The 23,050-nt window shown below is 32.8% G+C and carries 15 protein-coding genes; 2 read left to right on the plus strand and 13 right to left on the minus strand.

All coding sequences use genetic code 11. From position 1 onward, the window contains the following. Positions 1–75: 75 nt before the first annotated feature. The 9 genes from ACZIYX_RS16505 to ACZIYX_RS16545 form a co-directional block, all read right to left on the minus strand. The gene (locus ACZIYX_RS16505) at positions 76–738 is read right to left on the minus strand and encodes an ABC transporter ATP-binding protein (protein ID WP_462683355.1); all 663 of its coding nucleotides are present in this window, start codon (positions 736–738) and stop codon (positions 76–78) included. A gap of 66 nt (positions 739–804) precedes the next feature. Further along, entirely contained in the window at positions 805–3,219 is a 2,415-nt protein-coding gene (locus tag ACZIYX_RS16510; RefSeq protein ID WP_462683356.1) for an ABC transporter permease, read from the minus strand. Positions 3,220–3,281: 62 nt separating this feature from the next. Continuing rightward, a complete protein-coding gene (locus tag ACZIYX_RS16515; protein ID WP_462683357.1) occupies positions 3,282–5,699 on the minus strand; it encodes an ABC transporter permease in 2,418 nt (805 codons plus the stop codon). Between the two features lie 30 nt (positions 5,700–5,729). Further along, positions 5,730–8,153: an ABC transporter permease gene (locus tag ACZIYX_RS16520; RefSeq protein WP_462683358.1), complete on the minus strand. Its 2,424-nt coding sequence runs from the start codon at positions 8,151–8,153 to the stop codon at positions 5,730–5,732. Positions 8,154–8,210: 57 nt separating this feature from the next. Further along, entirely contained in the window at positions 8,211–10,601 is a 2,391-nt protein-coding gene (locus tag ACZIYX_RS16525) for an ABC transporter permease (protein ID WP_462683359.1), read from the minus strand. Positions 10,602–10,661: 60 nt separating this feature from the next. Beyond that, positions 10,662–13,064, minus strand: a complete 2,403-nt coding sequence (locus ACZIYX_RS16530) for an ABC transporter permease (protein ID WP_462683360.1) — start codon at positions 13,062–13,064, stop codon at positions 10,662–10,664. 74 nt (positions 13,065–13,138) lie between these two features. Beyond that, on the minus strand, positions 13,139–13,834 hold the full coding sequence (locus ACZIYX_RS16535) for an ABC transporter ATP-binding protein (protein ID WP_462683361.1): 696 nt from the start codon (positions 13,832–13,834) through the stop codon (positions 13,139–13,141). Between the two features lie 23 nt (positions 13,835–13,857). Beyond that, a complete protein-coding gene (locus ACZIYX_RS16540; protein WP_462683362.1) occupies positions 13,858–15,108 on the minus strand; it encodes an efflux RND transporter periplasmic adaptor subunit in 1,251 nt (416 codons plus the stop codon). 1 nt (position 15,109) lies between these two features. Beyond that, positions 15,110–16,468, minus strand: coding sequence for a TolC family protein (locus ACZIYX_RS16545; protein WP_462683363.1), 1,359 nt, complete (start codon positions 16,466–16,468; stop codon positions 15,110–15,112). A gap of 220 nt (positions 16,469–16,688) precedes the next feature. On the opposite strand from ACZIYX_RS16545, the gene ACZIYX_RS16550 reads away from it, so the two are divergent. Both ACZIYX_RS16550 and ACZIYX_RS16555 read left to right on the plus strand, forming a co-directional pair. Then, complete coding sequence (locus ACZIYX_RS16550; protein WP_462683364.1) at positions 16,689–18,053, plus strand: sigma-54-dependent transcriptional regulator; 1,365 nt, start codon at positions 16,689–16,691, stop codon at positions 18,051–18,053. Continuing rightward, on the plus strand, positions 18,053–19,405 hold the full coding sequence (locus ACZIYX_RS16555; RefSeq protein ID WP_462683365.1) for a sensor histidine kinase: 1,353 nt from the start codon (positions 18,053–18,055) through the stop codon (positions 19,403–19,405). The genes ACZIYX_RS16550 and ACZIYX_RS16555 overlap by 1 nt, the downstream gene beginning before the upstream one ends. Before the next feature lie 9 nt (positions 19,406–19,414). Here ACZIYX_RS16555 and ACZIYX_RS16560 read toward each other — a convergent pair whose 3' ends face one another. The 4 genes from ACZIYX_RS16560 to ACZIYX_RS16575 form a co-directional block, all read right to left on the minus strand. Then, complete coding sequence (locus tag ACZIYX_RS16560) at positions 19,415–19,816, minus strand: hypothetical protein (RefSeq protein WP_462683366.1); 402 nt, start codon at positions 19,814–19,816, stop codon at positions 19,415–19,417. A gap of 57 nt (positions 19,817–19,873) precedes the next feature. Then, the gene (locus ACZIYX_RS16565; RefSeq protein ID WP_462683367.1) at positions 19,874–20,476 is read right to left on the minus strand and encodes a hypothetical protein; all 603 of its coding nucleotides are present in this window, start codon (positions 20,474–20,476) and stop codon (positions 19,874–19,876) included. A 166-nt stretch (positions 20,477–20,642) separates the two neighbouring features. Next, the gene (gene hemF / locus ACZIYX_RS16570) at positions 20,643–21,545 is read right to left on the minus strand and encodes an oxygen-dependent coproporphyrinogen oxidase (RefSeq protein WP_462683398.1); all 903 of its coding nucleotides are present in this window, start codon (positions 21,543–21,545) and stop codon (positions 20,643–20,645) included. Positions 21,546–22,163: 618 nt separating this feature from the next. Then, positions 22,164–22,952 carry an EI24 domain-containing protein gene (locus tag ACZIYX_RS16575; RefSeq protein ID WP_462683368.1) on the minus strand — a complete coding sequence of 263 codons (789 nt, stop codon included), beginning with the start codon at positions 22,950–22,952 and terminating at the stop codon, positions 22,164–22,166. Positions 22,953–23,050: the final 98 nt, after the last annotated feature.

The following is a 23,050-nucleotide window of genomic DNA, read 5'->3' on the forward strand; positions in this document are numbered from 1 at the left end:
ACAAAGTAAATCATTATTGAAATTTAAACCCTATACAAACATAGGATGACAAAAACCAGACGCTGGGATGGCAAGCTACACTATCTTACCATCTAATAAATTGATAATTCGGGAACCATATCCTGCATTTTTTTCAGAATGGGTTACTTGTATAATGGTAACTCCGTCTTTATTTAACTCTTTAAAGATCTCCATGATTTCATCTCCTTGTTTAGAGTTCAGGTTTCCGGTAGGTTCGTCTGCCAGAATCAGTTTTGGGCTGGCAATAAGTGCTCTGGCAATCCCAACTAATTGTTGTTGTCCCCCACTTAATTGCGAAGGGAACAAATCTTTTTTACCTACTATATTAAAACGATCCAGCATATCTGCAACCAAAGATTTTCGTTCGCTGCTACTATGTTTTTTATACAAAAGTGGCATCTCCAGATTTTCTTTTACAGTTAGTTCATCAATTAAATGATATGCCTGAAAAACAAATCCAATGTATTGTTTGTAGAGATTAGCTCTGTGTTTTTCTTTAAGGGAATGTACTGGTTCTTCTAAGAAAGTATATTCTCCTTCATTAAAATTATCGAGCATCCCGATGATATTTAGCAAAGTAGATTTACCCGATCCCGATGGTCCCATGATGGATATAAAATCTCCTTCATGCACCCATAGATCCACATCTTTTAATAAAAAGGTTTTCTGTCCGCCAGAGTTTACCCATTTGGATATGTTTTTTAGTTGTACTAACATTATATTTTAGTTTTTTAGTAGACCTCGCAGGTTTTGGGAAACTTGCGAGGTCTGCGCTGATTTAATTTATTCGGTTCTTAGACTTTTTACAGGGTTTTGTAAAGCTGCTTTAATTACTTGAGATCCTACGGTTATCAATGCAATTACTAATGCTATTGCAGCTGCCCCAACAAATAATTGCCACCCAATAGGGATACGGTATGCAAAATTCTGAAGCCACTTATCTCCCATATAATATGCTAATGGACTTGCAATTACCATTGCAAGTAAAACCAGTTTTAAAAAATCTTTTAAATGCATCGAAGTTATACTTAGTACAGATGCTCCTAATACCCTGCGTATACCTACTTCTTTTTTACGTTGTTCTGTAGTAAAGGAAGCTAAACCAAAAAGACCAATACATGCAATAAAAATTGCAATAAACATAAAGCCAAAAACAATACTAGAAGTCTGCTGTTCTGCCTTATAATTGTTATCAAAATCCTGATCTAAAAAAGAATATTCAAAAGGAGTATCAGGGTTCATGGTTTGCCATATTTTTTTAATATCTGCTATAGTATTTTTAAAATTTCCTTGTTTTAAAGTAGCTATAAAATAAGCGGGTTGATTCTGTCCAAGGCTTCTTATACCATAGGGCGCAATAGGTTCGTGCAAACTTTTAAAGTTAAAATCTTTAATCACCCCAATAATCTCTAAGCTATATTTTTCTTTATTCCATTCATAATATACGTTACGTCCAACAGCAGTGCTGGTTTCATATCCCAATTTTTTTATCGCTAATTCATTAAGTATAATAGCTGTCGAATCTTTAGTACTATTTTTAGAAAATGTTCTGCCTGCAAGCAATTCATACCCCAATGTTTCTATATAATCTGCTTTTACCATACCATATCTTGTATAGACATTGTCTTTCATGGTTTTTCCTTCTCCATAAAAAGAATTGTCACTAGTAATCTGTAATCCTGGGTATGAATCTCCTGCTGTTGCAGAACTAACGTTTGGATTTTTTAAGATTTCTGTCTTAAAAGCGGTATAATTTTTTGCTGCCGATGGGTTTCTATATGGTATTAATAGTTGTTGTTCTTTCTTAAATCCTAAATCTTTGTTTTTAAGATACTCCATTTGTTGCCAAATAACCCCAGCTACCAAAATAAGAGAAGCAGATATGGTAAACTGAAAAACTACTAATCCTTTACGAATAGCTTTTGCAGAAAACGAATTTACCAGAGTTCCTTTTAAAACAGTGATTGGCTTAAATGAGGATAAATAAAATGCTGGATACAATCCTGATAAAAGCCCTGTTGTTAATGCCAGACCTACAATAAATATTAGAATACTAGGATATTGAAAAAGTAAAAGGTTTTTACCTGTAAGGGTATTGAAAAAAGGAAGGGATGCCAATACAATGAACAGTGCAATTATTAATGCTAATACAGATAATAGTAGGGATTCTCCTAAAAACTGAAAGACTAATGTATTTTTTTTAGCTCCTAAAACTTTACGCATACCAACTTCTTTCGCTCTTTTTTCAGATCTTGCTGTGGAGAGGTTCATAAAATTAATACAGGCAATAAGCAATAAAAATGCTGCAATAGCGCTAAATATATAGATATACGTCTTATTGCCATTGGCAGATATTTCCCATTGCATATTAGAAGTAAGGTAAATATCCTGTAAAGGTTGCAGAATATAATGTCTTTCAAAATTAATTTCTCGTAGTTGATCCCCAATATGTCTTTCTACAAAATCCGGAAGCTTTTGCTCTACACTAGCACTATTGCTTCCTTTTTTTAATTGTATGTAGGTATGAAAAAGATTATTACCCAGTAACCCTTCCTGACTATCTACCCATTGCCCAACATTATTATTTTTCATCGATAGTAAAAGATTTGCGGTAATATGGGATTTATAGGTATCTCCTCTATACACCCCAACGATGGTATATTTAGTTGTCCCGAAAGGAATTTCTATATCCATAACCTCGTTTACAGGATTTATATCTCCAAATAATTTATTGGCTACTTTTTCTGAAAGAACTACTGTATTTGGTTTATTTAGTGCCGTTTCAGGATCTCCATATTTAAAATCATAAGTAAATATTTTAAAAAAAGTAGCATCTACATAATACCCATTAGTCTCATAAAATTGAACTTCTTTTTTGCTATTCTGTAAAAGAAATTTATCTACATTAGGAAACTTTAAGAGCCTTGCTGTAGTATTTATTTCTGGAAATTCATTTTTAAGGGTTTCTGCCATAGGCCCGGATGAGGTGGCAAGTTTTTCACCTGCAGATTCCATTACTATACGATATGCTGTGTCTGCATCTTTATGGTGGGTATCATAGCTTGTTTCATCCATAATATAAAGAATGAGAAGTAAACACGTTGCTAACCCTACCGAAAGTCCAAAAATATTGATAAAAGAAAATGTTTTATTCTTTATCATATTTCTCCACGCTATTTTAATATAGTTTTTAATCATAATTTTGATTATTTGTAGACCTCGCAGGTTTTGCAAACCTGCGGGGTCTACGCTGATTTGATTTATTCTGTTCGTAAACTTTTGATTGGATTCATAGATGCAGCTTTAAAGCTTTTCCACCCTATAGTTATAAATGCTATAAACACAGTGATGCCTCCTGCCAAAACAAATACCCACCACTGTATTTGCGTACGATACGCAAACCCCTGAAGCCATATATTCATAAAATAAAAACCAAGCGGAAATGCTATTAAAAATGAAATAAATACCAGTTTTATAAATTCTGCGGAAAGCATTGCTATAATTTGTGGTATGGTAGACCCAAGTACTTTTCGAATACCGATCTCTTTAAACCTTTGTTCTGCAGTAAAAGTCACTAACCCAAACAATCCCAAACATGCAACAAAAATGGTAAGGATAGTAAATATAGTAAGGATATTACCCATTTTTTGCTCGGTAAGGTAGGTTTGGTTATATGCTTGATCTAGTAAAGTATAATGAAACGGTTCGCTACTTTCAAAGCTGTTCCACGTGTTTTCAATACTTTTTATAAGTCCTGCCATTTGTGTTGTTTTTGCTCTTATAATTAATCCTCCATAAGGATTATTTAGCATTAGCAAAGGCTCTATAGTTTGGTGCAGGGACTTAAAATGAAAATCTTTTACTACTCCTGTAATGGTTAGTTGTTGTTTACCATGATTAGTATCTCTTATAAATGTTTTACCAAGGACATCATCTTTTTCAAAGCCAAGTACTTTTACCGCTTTTTCATTAAGAATAACATTACCAGAGTCTGCCCCATAATCTTTAGAAAAATTTCTTCCTGCTATTAGCTCCATCCCCATGGTTGGGATATAGTTATCGTCGATATTATAAACAAACATTCGTCTTTTAAATTTATTATCTATAAAAATCCCAGACATGTTATTGTCGGATGGCCCAATAGGAGCAAAAGCCGAATGAGAAACATTTGCTACTCTGGCATCTTTTAAAATTTTATTTTTTAAAGAGATATTATTGTTCCCTAACAAATAAGATTCATTAAGTACTACTATTTGATCTTTATCAAATCCTAGTTTTTTATTTTGAATAAAAGACATTTGCTGTTCTATAATGAGCGTAGCAAATATGAGAGTGACAGAAATAACAAATTGAAAAACTACTAATACACTTCTAATACCTTTAGAATTTCCTATACCAGAAAATTTACTTTTTAATGCGGTTAGCGGTGTAAAAGAAGATAGATAAAATGCTGGATAACCCCCTGCCAATAATGCTATAAAAACGGTTAATCCTGTAAGAATAATAAATGTATAAGGGCTAAGTAAATAAGACCACTGCAGTTCTTTGCCAGATACGTTATTAAAAAACGATAGGGAACACACCACTAATACAGCTGCTAGTATCATTGCTAGTATGGTCGTTAATAATGCCTCTGTTAAAAACTGATATATCAAATTGTTTTTTCCAGAACCCAATACTTTTTTAACTCCAATTTCTTTACCTCTTTTTGCTGCTGCTGCAGTAGACAAATTCATAAAATTAATACAAGCAATAAGCAACATAAACAAAGCAACAGCACTAAATATATAGATGTATTTTATATCTCCTCCTTGTTCCAGTTCTGAAGATGCTACAAAATCTGACTCTAAATGAATACTTGTTAGTGGTTGTAAAAAAAGCCCTAATTGATTGTCTTTTGTAAACTCATTATACGATACTCCAAGTTCTTCTCGTACCTGAGGTCCCATATATTTTTTAAGGATTTGTGGCAATTTTGCTTCTAATAATTTATAATCATATTCTTTTTGTAATACGAGATAGGTATGAAAATTGGAATCTGTCCACGAGGTAGATTGTGCATCCTCCCGAGAATTCATAGAAGCCAATATATCAAAATGAAAATGAGAGTTTTTAGGCATTTCTTCTATTACCGCAGTAACCTCATATACCGCTTCTTCATTATTTAGCGAAACCATTTTACCTATTGCTGCATCTGTGCTTCCAAAATATCTTTTAGCCTGTTTTTTTGTAATAACAAGAGTATTTGGTTTTTGTAACGGTGCAATCGTATTACCTTTTATAATTGGTAAGGTAAATACCTCTAAAAAATTAGGGTCTACATACGCAAGAGTACTATTTCTATACGAACTGTTTTGATATGTTATTTTTGAATTTCCGATATTTCTGATACGTGTAGTTTGTACTACCTCTGGAAATTCGTTTTTTAGAGTTTGCCCAACAGGGGCCATAACCACTGCTTCTTTTATTTCTTCTCCATTTATTTTGGCATTAAATACCACTCTTACTATCTGCTCTGCTTTTTTATGAAAACGATCATAACTAAATTCATCTATTACAAATAATGCGATGATTAATGCGGTAGCAATCCCTATTGCTAAACCAATACTATTTATGGCAAACAAACTTTTATGCTTTAAAAGGGTTCTCCAAGCTATTTTAATATGGTTTTTAAACATAATTTTGTTTTTTTATTCATTGATACCCTACTACTCATCTCTTAGTACATTAACGGGGTTTCCACTTGCAGCTACAAAACTCTTCCAACTTACTGTAAGTAATGTAATTACCAGCGTTACTATTCCTGCCAGCACAAATATCCACCAGCTTATCGTCGTCTTTACTGCAAAATTTTCGAGCCAGGAATTCATAGCGTACCAAGCTATTGGAATCGCTATGACAAAAGCAATTCCTATCCATTTGATAAAATCAATGTTTAGTAATTTCAGAATCTTAAAAATACTTGCTCCGTTTACTTTTCTGATTCCTATTTCTTTTTTGCGTTGTACACAGGTATACGATGTTAACCCAAATAACCCTAAGGCTGCAATACATATGGCAAGTATGGTAAAAGCTCTGAATACTTTATTAAATTGCCTGTCATCATCATATTGTGCATCAAATTGCTTATCAACAAATGTATAATCAAACGTACTTTCAGGAAATGTTTGTTTCCATACATTTTCTATTTGAGTAATGGCTTGCGTATACCCTGATGCAGAGGTTATGGTCGTATCAAATTTGACTAGCATATAATTATCGACTTTACTATAGCGTATAATAATTGGTATCACAGAGGTCTTTAATCCAAAATGGTGGTAGTTTTTTACGATTCCTGTAATATTCCATTCTTCATTCCAAAATTTTATTTTTTGACCTATGGCTTCTTTTGGATTACTAATCCCTATCATTTGTGCCATTTTTTCGTTGATTACCACTTGTTGGTTTTTCTCTTTGTTGTTAGGCAAAAATGTACTTCCGGCAACAAATTTCATATCCATCATTTCAAAATACTCTGGATTATTTACTTCATAACTATAATTTACGTTATGATCATCTTCTGTTCCGTCTGGATAAGTTATTCCAACAGAAGAGGATAAGTTTCCAAAATCATCCCCAGGAAATGTCTTAGAAGTCACCACATGGGTAACATAAGGCAGCTTCATAATTTCATTTTTCATTACCTCATATTTTTTCTCTAAAACTGCATCTTTTTTAGTGAGCAATTCTCCTGAAAAAGCTATAATGTTATTCAATGAAGTCCCCAAAGGCTGATTTTGCAAATGGTTAATTTGCTTGGTAATCACTATAGTACTCATAACTAATACTATTGTAGCTAGGAACTGTGTAATAATTAATCCTTTTCTTATATGCAAACCATTCGCAGAAGCTCTTATTTTTCCTTTTAAAGCTTTTGAAGGACTATAGCTACTTAATACCCATGCGGGATATAAACTAACCAGTAGTATTGCAAGAATTACAATGGCGATAACAGGAGATAGTTGTTTTATTGTTTCTACAGTTAAAGCTAATTCGCTACCAGTAGCATTGTTATATATAGAAAGTACAAATATACTTATGCATATAGCCAGTAGTATTGCCCAAAAATTTAGAATCATTGATTCTATAACCGATTGTATCCCTAATTGTGCTCGTTGCGCCCCTGCTACCTTGCGAATACCTACTTCTTTGGTACGCTCCAAAGATTTTGTTGTAGATAGATTAATATAGTTTAACCAGGCAAGTATAAGAATAACAATGGCAATGGCAGTCAAAAATTTCACTCGCACCGCACTTCCGTTTACTTCTGCCTCGTAGGGTTTATTAGAATACAAATGAATATCTTCTAAGGATTCTATATTATGCCGTTCCCGAAAATTACCTTGAAAATCCCAAGCGATTATTTTTGATTTAAGCACATCGATATTTGCGTTTTTATCTACCTTAAAGTAGGTAAAAAAGTGATTTTGATTCCAATTTGGTTCTCTATCCTTTTTTTCAAATGTATCCCAAGTATGGATCGTGGCATACGAAATCAAAAAATTTGTTTTTATATGGGTAGTCTTGGGTACATTATTCATGATACCAGTAACCCTTAGTAGTACTTCGTTTCCTGCTGAAAAAGCGACTATGTCTTTACCTATGGGATTTTCATCTCTAAACAACTTTGTTGCCAAATTTTGTGTTAAAACAATGGTATTAGGCTCCTGTAAAACACTATTCAGATCTCCTTTTAGTAATGGGTATTTAAAAATATCAAAGTATGATGGATCTGCTAATGCTCCATCTTTTTCTTTAAAGATCTTATTGTTATAGGTAAATACTACTTCCTCAAATTTATAAAGACGTACTTGCTCCAATACTTCTGGAAATTTATTTTTTATCGTGGGTCCGGTAAGGTTGTAGGTTTGCGCATCTCCGGGAACAAAAGTATCTCCTTGTTTATAATCCATATATACACGATATACATCTTCAGACCCATCAAAGCTGTCATAACTACGCTCATAATTAACATAAACCATGATCAAAATGAAAGAAGCTACTCCGATAGATAATCCCAAAATATTGATTACAGAATAGAGCTTATTCTTTAAAAGATATCTAATTGTTATTTTAAAATATAAGGTATACATGATATATTATTATTTATCCCTCACAAGTTTTAAAAAACCGGTGAGATTAGAACTGATTTATTCTGTTCGTAAACTTTTTACCGGATTAACAACAGAGGCTTTTATAGCATGAAAACTAACGGTTATTAATGCAATGAGTACTGCAGATATTCCTGCAATAGCAAACATCCACCATTGTATTTGTATTCTATATGCAAAGTCTTCTAGCCAATACTTCATTATAAACCATGCTAAAGGCGCTGCTATTATAAATGCAATACCTACCAGAGTTATAAACTCTTTGGATAAAAGAGTAACTACTTTGGTAACAGAAGCTCCTAAAACTTTTCGTATTCCTATCTCTCGTTTGCGTTGTAGGGTACTGTATGCTGCAAGTCCTAACAATCCCAAACAGGATATTAAAATTGCCAATACTGCAAAACACAAAAACAGGTTTCCAAAACGCTCTTGTGTGCGATATTGCAGATCAAAAGCTTCATCCAAAAAATAAAAACTAAATGGATCATCGGGTAAAACGACTTCCCATTTTTGTTGTATTGCAGACAGGGTTTCTTCTATATTTTTTGCACTTATAGTAACCGCCAAAAGATTTGTTCTATCTGGTGCTATTGTCATCGTTAACGGACGAATATTTTGTTGTAATGATCTAAAATGAAAATCTTTTACTACTCCTATAACTTCTCCGTTTTTGCCCCATTGCGAAAAATGAGCTCCCAAAATTTCTTGCGGGCTACTGTACCCTAATAACTCAACGGTTTTTTCGTTAACAACCATAGCTTCTGTAGAATCTGTTGCAAAATCCCTGGAAAAACTTCTACCTGCTACGATGTCTAATCCAAATTGGGATATAAAATTATAATCCATAAAAAAGGCATCCAGATTTGCAACCTGTTCTTCTCCATCTTTGTTTTTCATTAACGAATATGCTGTATTATTATTCGCCCCGGGAACACTTGAAACAAGACTGGTAGAGAGTACTCCTTTAAGGTTATCCAGATTATATTTTAATTCTTTTTGTGCCGGCGAAATATTAGTTTCTAAAACAAGTATCTGGTCTTTATTAAATCCCAACTCCTGATTGCGCATAAAATGCATCTGGTTATAGATAATTATAGTGCCTATTATTAATACAATTGCAATTGTAAATTGTGTTATTACCAATCCTTTTCTTAAAATCACTCCTCTTTTTCCGGTAGAAAAATTACCTTTTAAAACATGAACAGGCTTAAAAGAGGATAACACAAATGCAGGATACGTTCCTGCTAACGCTCCTATCGCAAAGGCTGTAAGAAAAAGAATCCCCAAATGCGCAGGGTTTGCAAAAATACTACTGCTTATAATTTTTCCTGATATAGCATTAAACATTGGTAGAAGCAATGTTATTAGGATTATAGATACTATAGATGCAAGGAGTGCTATAATAATAGATTCTCCTATAAATTGTAGTGCCAATTGCTGTTTTTGTGCTCCTATTACTTTGCGTACTCCTACTTCTTTAGCACGTTCTACAGAACGTGCTGTAGTTAGATTAATAAAGTTTATGCATGCAATTAATAGTATAAAAATTGCAATTATAGAAAATACATAAATCGAGTTCATGTCTCCACTTATTCTACCTCCTCTAGGAGAGTGCAAATAGACTTCTTGTAAAGGTTCTAAAAAAAGAGAGACATAGGATTTATCTTCCCGCATGGACTCTCCTATATTTTTTTCTAAAAATTCTGGAAATTTGGATTCCAGATACTTGGGGTCTGTATTAGGGTGTACCAAAATATATGCAGAGGGATCATAAGTCCCCCAATAGTTATCTAAATCTGTAAGAACACCTTGCGTATATGTGGTCATAGAGATTATCATATCTGCTTGTATATGAGAATTTTCTGGCATATCCTGCATTAATCCTGTAACGGTAAAGCTACGATCGTCTATATCTTCATTTTTGATTTTTAGGGTTTGCCCAACAGGATTTTCGTTTCCGAAATATTTTTTTGCGGTGGTTTGGGATACTACAATACTAAAAGGTTCTTTAAGAATGCTGCTCTTATCTCCTTGCACTAATTTAAAATCAAACATTTTAAAAAAGGAAGAATCTGCTGCAACAGCATTTTTTTCTTTTAATTTTATTTTATCATTACGTACGTCCAGATTTATATTCATTACCCTAACCGCACTAACGATCTCTGGAAACTCTTTTAACAGATGTGGTGGTACTGCAAAAGATGGTCTGCTCATTTTCATTAGATCTGTGGGCGTTTTAATATCTGCCACTACCCTGTATATGGAGTTTGATTTAGAATGAAAACGATCATAACTTAACTCAAACCCAACATATAATAAAATTAGAAATCCACTAGTTAATCCAATAGCTAATCCACATATATTGATAAGCGAAAAACCGCGATGCCTCCAAAGGTTTCTGAATGCTATTTTTAAATAATTTTTAAACATAACTGTCGTTTTTTAATAGACCTCGCAGGTTTTTGTAAAACCTGCGAGGTCTAAACTGATTTATTCTGTTCTTAGACTTTTAACCGGATTTTGTATAGCTGCTTTAAAAGCATAAAAACTAACCGTTAATAAGGCTATTAATAAAGCTATACAACCAGAAGCTATAAATATCCACCAATTCACTTCAATTCTGTATGCATATACCTCTAACCATTTGGTCATAGCATACCATGAAAACGGTGTGGCAATTATTATTGCTATCAAAATAAGTTTAACAAAATCCTTTGATAATAGTTTGATTATGCTCGAAGTTTCTGCTCCCAAAACCTTTCTAATCCCAATTTCTTTGGTTCTTTGAACAGCGCTATAGGTAGCTAAGCCCAATAAACCTAAACATGCTATTAAAATGGCAAGGCAAGAAAACAGGGTAAACAGGGTTTTAAATCGTATATCTGCTTCGTATTGTTTATTAAAAGATTGATTTAAAAAACTATATAAAAATGGTCTGTGAGGAACAACAGAAGACCATACTGTTCTCATTTGGGCTATCGTAGACTGTAAATCCTGCGATTGAATCTTAAGGGTAAGATACCTACTGCTTTCTGGCTCAAATCGCAGTGCCATTGGCTCTACTTTTTGATGCAAAGACTGAAAATTAAAATCTTTTATTACCCCTATGATCGTTCCTTCTTTGCCCCATTGCGTAAAACGTTTTCCTATAATCTCTGAAGGTTTTGTATATCCATATACCTTTATGGCTGCTTCATTTATGACCATTGACGAGATTGTATCCGCAGGAAAATCTCTTGAATAAGGTCTTCCTGCTGCCATTTCAATCCCAAAATGTGGAACAAAATCAACATCTACTTCAAATAATGAAAGAGTTTGCATACTTAGATCGCCCTCTATAGTTTCAATTTGTGTGCCTGCGCCAGGAAAATACCCTCCCGGAACACTACGCGAAGCGGATGCAGAAATTACTGTAGGGTGGGTTAAAAATGTATTTTTTACTGCTTCTAGTTTATTCAGGACTTGTTCATCATAATTAAAATCGATGACAAGCATGTGCTCCTGGTCATAACCCAAATTTTTATTTAGTAAATAATCTAACTGATAATAAACAATCGCTGTACTTGCTATAAGTGCTATCGAAAGGGTAAACTGAAATACTACTAAACTCTTTCTTAAATTGACCCCTTTTGGAGATGTCTTAAAAATTCCTTTAAGCACATTAATTGGCTTAAATCCTGATAAAATAATGGCTGGATAGCTCCCTGATAATATCCCGGTTACTATTACAGTAACAATATATAGTGGCATTGTAGCTCTATTGAAAACATCATTATAAACAAAGTTTTTTCCTGTAATCTCTCCCATCCAGGGAAGACATACTATTACTATACCTATAGCAAATATTGCTGCAAATGCAACCATAAACAAAGACTCTCCCAAAAACTGATATACCAATCCTTTTTTATCAGCCCCAATTACTTTTCTTATACCCACTTCTTTTGCCCTTTCCATAGAACGGGCAGTTGCAAGATTCATAAAGTTTATACAAGCAATGATCAGAATAAAAAAACCTATAATTGCAAATATGTAAATATTAGAAAGATTACCTGTTACTCCCGGTTGTCTTCCTACCTCAGACCGTAAATATGCATCCTTTATAGACTCAAAAGAAATACTATAATAATTATCTTCATCTAACTTTACATTTTTTTTTATAAAATCTGGTATTTTAGTTTGAAAATCATTTATATCAAAGTGTTCAGAGCTCAAGAAATAGGTATAGAAATCTACATAACCCCACGATTCAAATGGTGTTGCCCATGATTGACTAAAGGAACTCATTGACATTAACACATCAAATGTAAAATGAGAATTCGAAGGTATATCTTTCATAACTCCGGTTACGGTATATGTTCCTTCATTTGCTCTACCACCCGTTCGTCCACCCTTTATGGTTTTTCCAATAGGGTTTTCATTTCCAAAATATTTTTTGGCGATGCTTTCTGTTAATACAATCGAATATGGTGCTTCTAAAGCTGTTTTTGAATCCCCCGAAACCAAAGGCCAGCTAAAAACCTTAAATACTGTAGGGTCAACAAAAAAACAGTTGTTTTCTTGAAAAGCACGATCTTTATAGCTAAGCAAGACATCAGATCTCCCTGAGAACTGCACCGTTTCCAGTACTTCAGAAAAATCAGATTTTAGCATAGAACCTACAGGAGCATTACCCCATACCTGACTGGCTTTTCCTTCTTTATCAAAATGATGGATAACTCTGTATATCCTATCTTTGTTTTCATGATAATTATCATACGAAAGTTCATTTTGTATGTACATCATAATCATTAAAAAGCAAGCCATACCGATAGTTAATCCACCGATATTAATAGCAGAATATCCTTTCTTTTTCAGTAAATTTCGCCAAGCGATTTTTAAATAATTTGTAAACATAACTGTCGTTTTTTGATGTGATGATTATAACAAGATTGATGAGTTCTTAATACTTTATATTTCCTTATCACAAATTATATTTTAGCTCCGATAGCACGATTTTGGCTTTCGGTAGCAATTTGCCCGTCAAATAGATTAATTACTCTATGGGCATAATGGGAGTCTCTATCGGAGTGTGTTACCATAACAATCGTGGTTCCTTCCTGATTAAGTTCTGTAAGTAAGTTCATTACTTCGATCCCATTTTTAGAATCCAAATTACCGGTAGGCTCATCTGCTAAAATTAACTTGGGATTGGTTACTACTGCCCTGGCAATGGCTACTCGTTGTTGTTGCCCCCCGGATAATTGCTGCGGAAAGTGTTTTTCGCGATGTGCTATTTTCATTCTCTCCAACACTTGTCTTACTTTTTGCTCTCGTTCACTTTTTTTAACGTTTAGATAGATAAGTGGCAGTTCTACGTTTTCAAAGACAGTAAGTTCATCAATAAGGTTAAAGCTCTGAAATACAAATCCTAGGTTTCCTTTTCTAATTTTGGTGCGTTGGTTTTCTTTTAGTCCACCAACTTCTTGCCCATCAAAATGATAATATCCTTCGTTTGGATTATCCAGCATCCCAATAATATTAAGCAATGTAGATTTACCACATCCCGATGGTCCCATTATCGCTACAAACTCTCCTGTTTCTACTTTTAGATTTACATTATTTAGCGCCAAAGTTTCTACCTCTTCGGTTCTAAAACTCTTCTTTACCTTTTCTATCTGTATCATTTTTTGATTGATTTTTACAAATACTATTTTAAAACTATTTTTTCTGCATCTCCAAAGCTATCATAGTTTGAAGTTATTACTTTTTCTCCTGCTTCTAACCCTTCCAGTAACTCATAGTATCGTGAGTTTTGTTTTCCTATCCTAATCTCTCTTTTCCATGCCACTTCGCCAGAGGCATCTACGACAAAAATCCATTGTCCGCCAGTGCTTTGAAAAAAGCTTCCTCTGGGCAATAAAACAGCATCGTTAGACTCTCCTAATTGTAGCTTGATATTATAACTCTGTCCCGATCTAATTGTTTCTGGTTTTTGGTCTGCAAAAACCAGATCTACTTTAAATTTCCCGTTACGTACTTCGGGATACACTTTACGAAGACGCAATTGGTATTCTTTACCATTACGATCCAAAACAGCAGTGAGATCTCTTTTTACTCTATCAATATAATGCTCATCGATAGTTGCTTCTATTTTATAGTCTGTTAATACGTTTATTTGTCCTATTCTTTGCCCTTGTTGAATATTCTGCCCTATCTCTGCATCTAAAAATCCTAGTTGCCCATCTGCAGGAGCACGAACATTCAAATGATCTATACGCTCATAAACCATAGATAGAGTTTTTTTCATTCTTGCCAGATCCTCATCTAATTCATGCAAAGAAGTACTTCGTAATACATTATCCTGTTCGGTTTGTAATTCGATAATCTCAAACTGCTTTTGTGAAAGTTCGTAATTTTCTTTAGAAGTCAGATATTCTTCTTTGGATATTAATTCTTCTTCGTACAAAGCTTTGTTTTGCTCATAATTTCGTTTTAGCTTCTGTAATTCGTACTTAGAGCTTACCAAATCTTTTTTACCTTCTACCTGTCTTGAATCAAAAGTTAATTTGGTAGATCGCAAATCATTTTGTTTTAATGCCAGATTGTTTTCACTGGCAAGAATCTGCTCATAAAGTCCTCTGTTTTCTAGTTTTAGTATAATTTCACCTTTCTTTACCATAGCTCCTTCTTCGATAAGTTTTTCTGTAACTCTTCCTCCTTCATAGGCATCCATATAAATAGTACTTATTGGTGCCACTGCCCCATTAATGGTTATATAATCATCAAATTTTCCGAAAGAAACTTCTGCTATAGATAGTTTTTCTTTTTCTGTTCTAAAAGTAGATGCAGATTTACCAAATACTATTTTCCATCCTGCAAAAAACAGTACTATACCAATAGCAATGTATGCGTAATGTTTTGGTCTTAATCCTTTTTTCTTTTCAATTTTTACGTCCATTTTATTGTGCTCTATTTATATTAAAAACCGGAGACCCTTTATAAAAGTCTAATGTACTTTCGTTTACTTTTAATCGCAATTGTACTTGCAAGTTTTCATTTTGTGAATTTGCCAGCAAGTTTTTAGATTGGTTAAGCTCTATGGTACTTATCAATCCTTTTTCGTATTTTTTTTGTGCTACATCAAAGGTTAAGGTTTGTGCTTTCATTTTTTGTGAGCTCTGCAAATATTCTGTCTTTAAGGCTTCTCCTTCCTGAACAAGTTGTTGTATGAGTTGGTATACTTCTTGTTTTTGAAGATCCAGATTATTGCTTGCTCGCATCATTTCTATCTTTTGCTGTTTTATTCGCGATCGATTTGCCCCTCTGCTGCTAATAGGAATATTAAGAGAAACTCCTATATATTTGGATACATTATCTTTGATTTGATTACTAAACGGTATCACCTCCTGTGTGTTTTCATTTACATTGGTTTCGTAATATCCTGTTTGATATCCGGCAAAAAAAGACAGAGAGGGATACAGCCCCCCTCTGGCAATGGCTAATTGTTTTTTTGCTGCTTCTACTCTTAACTCTTGTGCTTTTAGTATGGGCACAAAAGTTTTTGCTGTATTATAAATAGAATCTTTATCTGCTTGCAAAACTGTTTTTTCCGGATTAGTTTCTATCCTTAATGATTGGATAGAGATAGTGGTAGCGTCTTCCAGGTTCATTTCTTGTATTAGTTTTAGTTTTGCTGCAACTATCTTGTTTTCGTTTTGGGTAACCAGTAATTTGTCTGCCAACAAAGCAGATTCTGCTTCATACAAATCGGCCTTTGCTTTTTGACCTATTTCGACTTGTCTTTTTACTAATGCATAATTTTTTTGCGAAACTTGTTCTTGTTCTTTTGAAATTACCAATAAACCTTCTATAAACTGAAGATCATAAAAAGCAGACATGACTCTGAATGCTAATAAATATTTTTGATGTAATGCTTCCTCATTAGATGCTTTATGCAAAATTTTTGAAGCTTTAATTGTATTTAATTTTTGAAACCCCTGAAAAAGGGTAATCTCTGCATTTAATCTATAATTATTAGAGAAAAAATCTGTGTTTACTATATTGTTATTATTTGGATCTACAGATCTTCCATATCGAATGTTATAATCTGAAAATGCATTAATATCTGGCAGCAGGTTTCGTATAGATTGCCGATAGGTTTCTTGATTGGTTTGTTGATTGTATCTAAAATCTTTTAGTTGTAAATTATGCTCTATTGCATAGGTTATACAATCCTCTAACGACCAGGATTCTTGAGAATGTATAGTATTGGTTACTATAATCCATAAAATGCATAAGATTTTTGTTTTAAAATTCATCTGTTTATTACTAGATATATAATTTTTGTACACAAACCCATAACCTAATCCCATGCCAAAAACATAAAGCCTTTATAACAAGATATTTACGGTAAAAAAAGTAATAACTCCATTTTTTTAATGTAAAATTATTATACAAATAGTGTCCAATAATTTTACAGTACTATCTAAATACTATTGCAAATTTGTAGTTTTACCTTGTTCACAAAAAAATCATACTATGCAAAATGGAAAAGTTTTAGTCATTGATGATAATAAGAGTTTATTGAGTGCTCTCGAAATTTTGTTACAGTTTGAATTTGAACAGGTAATCACTATTTCTAACCCGAATCAGATATCTTCATTTCAGAATTTAGAGGATATAGATATCATTTTATTAGATATGAATTTTTCGGCCGGTGTAAATACTGGTAACGAAGGGCTGTTTTGGTTACGGGAAATAAAGAAAAAAGCACCTCAGACCTCTGTAATTATGATGACAGCTTATGGAGCAGTGGATCTTGCTGTAGAAGCACTAAAAGAGGGTGCTACGGATTTTATATTAAAACCATGGAATAATGAAAAACTATTGGCTACTATAAAATCTGCTTATGCTCTACGTAAATCCAAAAAAGAAGTACAGGAATTAAAACAGAAAGAAAGTCATCTTAAGCAGGTTATCAATCAGGATAGCAATTATATTATTGGTAATTCTAAAGCTTTAACCTCTGTTCTTAACTTGGTTAGAAAAGTGGCAAAAACCGATGTAAATGTTTTGATTACTGGTGAAAATGGAACAGGAAAAGAGTTGATAGCTCGCGAATTACACAGAATGTCTACCCGTAAAAATGAGGTTTTTATAGGTGTGGATATGGGTTCAATTTCTGAAACTCTTTTTGAAAGCGAACTATTTGGGCATACAAAAGGAGCTTTTACAGATGCAAAAGAAGATCGCGCAGGTAAATTTGAAGCTGCAAATAACGGTTCTCTGTTTCTGGATGAGATCGGAAATCTATCTCTGCAAACACAAGCAAAATTATTATCTGCCATACAAAACAGAACCGTGGTACGAGTGGGATCCAACAAACAAACCTCTGTTAATATACGTTTAATATGTGCTACCAACTGTAATCTTAATCAAATGGTAAGCGATGGTGTTTTTAGAGAAGATCTATTATATCGTATTAACACCATACATATAGAAGTACCTCCGCTTCGGGAAAGAGATAGCGATATTTTAATATTAGCAGATTTTTATTTAAAAAAATATGCTTCAAAATATGGTAAACCCTCTCTTAGGATAAATACTACTGCAGAAGAGAAGTTAATGGCATATCTGTGGCCGGGCAATGTTCGTGAACTACAACATACTATCGAGAGAGCTGTAATTTTATGCGAAGGAAATGTTTTAAAACCTACTGATTTTTTACTAACTAAAAACTCTGTTTCTTCCTTAGATAAAAGCCCGGAGACCTTAGATGAAATGGAACAGATGATGATCCAAAATGCTTTGGATAAAAATAATGGAAACTATAGTGCTGCTGCTAACCAACTTGGCATATCCAGACAGACTTTATATAACAAAATAAAAAAATTTGACGCCTGATGATAAGCCAAAGATTATACATACAATTAATTATCAGGATAATTTTACTTTCGGTCACGGCACTAGCCCTAAGCTTTCTTTTTGTTAAAGAGTTGTATGCTTTTTCTTTTCTGGTTTTTTTAGTGTTCTTGCTGCAAACTATATTATTAATCCAAAACTTAAACCATACTAACAGAAAGATTGCTTATTTTTTTAATTCGATTAAAAATGAAGATTTTACGCTTAGATTTCCAGAAAATAGTGGTTTAAAGTCTTTTGATGCCTTACACCAAAGTCTAAATATGTTGAATGATGTAATGCAAAAAGTGCATCTAAAAAATCAAACACAAGAGCAGTATTATCAAGAAATATTAAAACATGCAGAAATAGGTATTTTAACCTACAATAACAAGGGACATATTCTATTTGCAAATCCTAAGGTTGAAAAATTATTAAACTACACTCCTTTAAATCATATAAAACAATTAGAACAAGTAGATAAAAATCTGTATGAGTTATTTATTTCTCTTCAACCTTTTGAGCGCAAACTTTTTCAACTTACCAATGAGCGCGAAACCATAGAACTGTCTATTAAATCTACAGAATTAGTACTAAATGGAAAAGTGCTAAAATTAATTACTATACAAGATATACATAATGAATTAGACAAAAGGGAAACAGATTCCTGGATAAAACTTATTAGAGTTTTAACTCATGAAATCATGAACTCTGTTACACCAATTACTTCTATATCAGAATCTATTTTAAAATATTACAAAGATGAAGCCGGAGTGGTATCCACAACTGATATTGATAAAAACAAAATCCATACTACGGTAAAGGGATTAGAAGTAATTAAAAATCAAGGAAATGACTTAATGAGTTTTGTACAATCCTATCGAAGTTTTTTGAATGTGCCTGTACCTGATAAGAAAATAATTAAAGTAGAAGATTTATTAGAGAAAGTAAAGGTTTTGATGTTTCCACAAATGGATTTGAATACTATTTCTTTTGGTATAGAAATACATCATAAAAACCTTGAAATTTATGCCGATGAGAAACAAATCACCCAGATTTTGGTAAATTTATGTAAAAATGCAATTCAAGCATTAAAAGATACCAAAAACCCTGTTGTTACTTGTGTTTTAGGGAATACTAATGAGGGTAAAAAATATATAACTATTAAAGATAATGGCCCGGGAATTTCTCCTGATATTATGGATCAAATATTTGTACCCTTTTATACCACCAAAAAAGATGGTACAGGTATCGGTTTAAGTCTTTCTAAACAAATCATGCATCTACACGGTGGCAATTTAACCGTACATTCTGTTTTAAATAAAGAAACCTCTTTTTCCTTATTTTTTGAATAATAGCCTGTATTATATTTTATCTAGTTTTAACGTTTTAAGTAATGCATCAAAATAAAAATCTTCTTGATCGGGTATAATTACCACTTTATACGCTGTATTTTTTATAATGTAATACGATGTAGTTTTTATGTCTAATTGTTCAGAATGAAGATTAACAATATCCTGAATAAAATTATTAATCAATAACACTTCATCATAACTTATTTCTCGACGATATGTAGGTTTATCACTTTTATAAACCAAATAATCATTTCTAAAACTTAGAGATTTTTTATCTCCGTTAACAGGAACAAACTCAAAAGTAAAGTCCTTAGAAGCAAATATTTTATTGATATTCTCCGGGGTAAGCTCTACTTTACGAGCGCAACTCACCATAAGAATCATTATACAGATTAGCTTAATTTTTTTCATTACAATAACTGGTTTTTATTATAAATAGAAAATTAAGCTAATATAATGGGATTTCTTTTACTTTACAGCCAAACGTTTTATAGATCCTTCAAAATCAATATCTTCCAGATTACTAATTAATAACCCTATACCTCCTGATTTTGATGCAACGATATATTCTGTCTGAAATTTTCTGTCTTTTTTATAGGCTTTCAAATATTTAAGTTTTACAACTTTAGAATTTGAAGTAAAGAAATACCGACCATGTATCCTTTTATATTTTACTTCCTGAGAATTAGATTCATCCAATAATTGATCATTAAGAGCTTGTACAACTCTTGCTGCTCTGTGCTCATCAAATTTATAAAAGTCACAAGCATAGATAAAAACATAGTTTTCTACATTTTTTTCGTCTATAAAAATTTCAAAGTCTACTTTTTTATCTTCAACTTTCTTTAACTCCTGAAGAGCAACTTTTTTAAATTTAGGTTTGTCTTTTAGCGAATCTAATCTGCTTTTAAATTCTTCCGGAGAGCTTTTTGCATAACCACTTGTAAGAACAATCGTGTTATTTTTAAACTCAATAGTGTTTTTAGAATACTTCGAAAATTTAGATTCCTTTGGTAAAAATTCGCATCCTACAAGCAGGATAGCGGTTAACAATAGTAGAATTTTTCTCATAGGGCATTTGTGTTAAAATTATAACGTTTTATAGATAAGCCCTAAGTGATTGTAATGCAAGGTAATAAAAAAAAATCATTTAACAACCTTTCAGCCGATTTTTTAAGCTTTTTACCTGATTTTTATTGATTTTTCGTTATTTAAGGTAGGAATTGCTCTGTGTTTTTTATACCCAATCTACCGGATTTTTAAGAATTTTAATTAGTTTTTCTTCTTCACTACCTGTTTCCGGATGATGATCGTACCTCCATTGCACGTTAGGTGGTAAACTCATCAGGATACTTTCTATCCTTCCATTAGTTTTTAGCCCAAATAAAGTTCCTTTATCATGTACCAGATTAAATTCTACATAACGCCCTCTTCTTATTTCTTGCCAGTCTTTTTGTGCATCTGTATATTGTAGATCTTTTCTTTTTTCTACTATTGGCACATAAGCGTCCAGAAAACTATCGCCAACTTCGGTCACAAAGTCATACCACTTTTGCATAGACATATTTTCATTTGCTTTACAATAATCAAAAAACAAACCTCCTATACCTCGTCCTTCTTCTCGATGTGCATTGTAGAAATACGTATCACATTTCTCTTTATAGTTAGTATAAAAATCCGGACTATGTTTATCGCATGAATTTTTACATATTTGATGAAAATGTCGAGCGTCTTCTTCAAATAAATAATATGGTGTTAAATCCTGACCCCCTCCAAACCAACTATCTACAATATTTCCTGTCGCATCATACATTTCAAAATAACGCCAATTAGCATGTACGGTTGGAACCATCGGGTTTTTAGGATGCAATACCAAAGATAAACCACAGGCAAAAAAATCAACATCTCCTACCTTAAAATAGCTTTGCATAGCTTTGGGCAAGGCGCCATGAACCCCAGAAATATTTACTCCTCCTTTTTCAAAAACAGAACCGTTTTCTATCACTCTGGTTCGCCCTCCACCGCCTTCCGGGCGTTCCCACAGGTCTTCCCGAAATTTGGCTTTACCATCAATTTCTTCTAGTTTTGAGGTTATGGTATCTTGCAGGTTTTGTATGTAGCTATAAAAATTTTCTTTCATCTCCACACCTTCAAGGTTTTCGAAACCCACACCTTCAAGGTTTTCGAAACCTTGAAGGTGTGAATCTTGACCTCCCGTGTACTTTACCTCAAATTTACTCACATGACAGTATTCAAAATTTTCTTTGTTATCAAATAAATCTAATATATATTTCTCCGCCTTATCCGTAAAGTAATTAGAATACGATGAAAACGGATAGTCTCTAAAATCTTCAATCAAATTATGATGCCTAGCATTGGTATGCACATAAATTATACTTTTTTTCAGATATTCTTCGTCCGTGATTTTTTTACGTTTAAATCTATTCTCAAAAAGACTTCCCGTTCTGTTATAGGATTTGTTATACGCTTTGGTATATGCATTAATTAAGTTAGAAATTTTCTGGGTAACTTCTTTTCCATCTTTTTCTACTTTTACAATTAGATGGTAATGGTTTTTTAGCAGACAGTATGCATATATTGTTACATAAGATGCCAAATGTTTATTTAATAATTCAAGAAAATATTTATAATTATCGTTGCTCTTAAAAATATCCCCGCTATTATTACCACGGTTGTATATGTGGTAGATATGGTCTTTCTCTAATTGTTCTAATTTCATTTTTTTTCTTTTATACCTTCAAGGTTTTTCGAAACCTTGAAGGTATGGGTTTTGAAAACCTTGAAGGTATCCTTTTTCTTTTAAAATCTTTACAGTTTCTGTAGAGGCTGCAACTACAGATATTGGCAACGTAATAATAAATCCTATGACTGGTACAAATAACATTAATACAAATACAATCCCATTACCTATTGCTATTCCTCTGTTTTTTCGTACAAATAATATACTTTCTTTATAACCAAAATGACGCTCCATAGTATAATCCATATTTCCAAAACCTACATAATATGCTTGTATCAAAAAGATTAATACGGTGGCTATAATACCAACCACAGGAATAAAACTTAAGATAATTAACGGGATCATAAACAATAGTTCTTTAAATAGATTTCGAACATTAATACGAATACCTCTGGATAGCTGTTGGCTAAATGAGGTATTGCGGTGTATATGTATTGTTTCTCCCAAAAGATGCTTTTCTATTTTTTCTGAAACCGGACTCATAAAAGGTGCTGACAATGCCATTACAATATGCTTATACAATAGTAATCCTATAACCAAAATAAATACAAACCCTATAACCGTACTAATAGTTGCAAAGGTTTCTGATCCCCATTTCCAAACCCAGATTCGGGCAATTAATGCCCCCAGGTTATCTGAAAAGAAATATGCAATTGCCACAAAACATAATCCCGTAACTAAACTTATCAAAATAGGTATTGCAAAATATTTCCACAATCCAAGTTTTGAGATAAGTTTGAATGTGCCAAAATAAGCTTTGATCCCGCTAATGATGTTTTTAAACATGGCTCCTTGTTTTTTTAATTAGTTCGTTTCTGTATAAGTAGCTCTTTTATATGTTTTGTTTCAATTTTAATGTACTTTTAAACTTCACGGAGTTTTAA

The organism is Aquimarina sp., assembly GCF_977115655.1.

Coding starts and splice junctions, on each gene's coding strand:
- ACZIYX_RS16505 (WP_462683355.1), bottom strand. CDS start 738: ATGTTAGTACAACTAAAAAACATATCCAAATGGGTAAACTCTGGCGGA.
- ACZIYX_RS16510 (WP_462683356.1), bottom strand. CDS start 3,219: ATGATTAAAAACTATATTAAAATAGCGTGGAGAAATATGATAAAGAAT.
- ACZIYX_RS16515 (WP_462683357.1), bottom strand. CDS start 5,699: ATGTTTAAAAACCATATTAAAATAGCTTGGAGAACCCTTTTAAAGCAT.
- ACZIYX_RS16520 (WP_462683358.1), bottom strand. CDS start 8,153: ATGTATACCTTATATTTTAAAATAACAATTAGATATCTTTTAAAGAAT.
- ACZIYX_RS16525 (WP_462683359.1), bottom strand. CDS start 10,601: ATGTTTAAAAATTATTTAAAAATAGCATTCAGAAACCTTTGGAGGCAT.
- ACZIYX_RS16530 (WP_462683360.1), bottom strand. CDS start 13,064: ATGTTTACAAATTATTTAAAAATCGCTTGGCGAAATTTACTGAAAAAG.
- ACZIYX_RS16535 (WP_462683361.1), bottom strand. CDS start 13,834: ATGATACAGATAGAAAAGGTAAAGAAGAGTTTTAGAACCGAAGAGGTA.
- ACZIYX_RS16540 (WP_462683362.1), bottom strand. CDS start 15,108: ATGGACGTAAAAATTGAAAAGAAAAAAGGATTAAGACCAAAACATTAC.
- ACZIYX_RS16545 (WP_462683363.1), bottom strand. CDS start 16,468: ATGAATTTTAAAACAAAAATCTTATGCATTTTATGGATTATAGTAACC.
- ACZIYX_RS16550 (WP_462683364.1), top strand. CDS start 16,689: ATGCAAAATGGAAAAGTTTTAGTCATTGATGATAATAAGAGTTTATTG.
- ACZIYX_RS16555 (WP_462683365.1), top strand. CDS start 18,053: ATGATAAGCCAAAGATTATACATACAATTAATTATCAGGATAATTTTA.
- ACZIYX_RS16560 (WP_462683366.1), bottom strand. CDS start 19,816: ATGAAAAAAATTAAGCTAATCTGTATAATGATTCTTATGGTGAGTTGC.
- ACZIYX_RS16565 (WP_462683367.1), bottom strand. CDS start 20,476: ATGAGAAAAATTCTACTATTGTTAACCGCTATCCTGCTTGTAGGATGC.
- hemF (WP_462683398.1), bottom strand. CDS start 21,545: ATGAAAGAAAATTTTTATAGCTACATACAAAACCTGCAAGATACCATA.
- ACZIYX_RS16575 (WP_462683368.1), bottom strand. CDS start 22,952: ATGTTTAAAAACATCATTAGCGGGATCAAAGCTTATTTTGGCACATTC.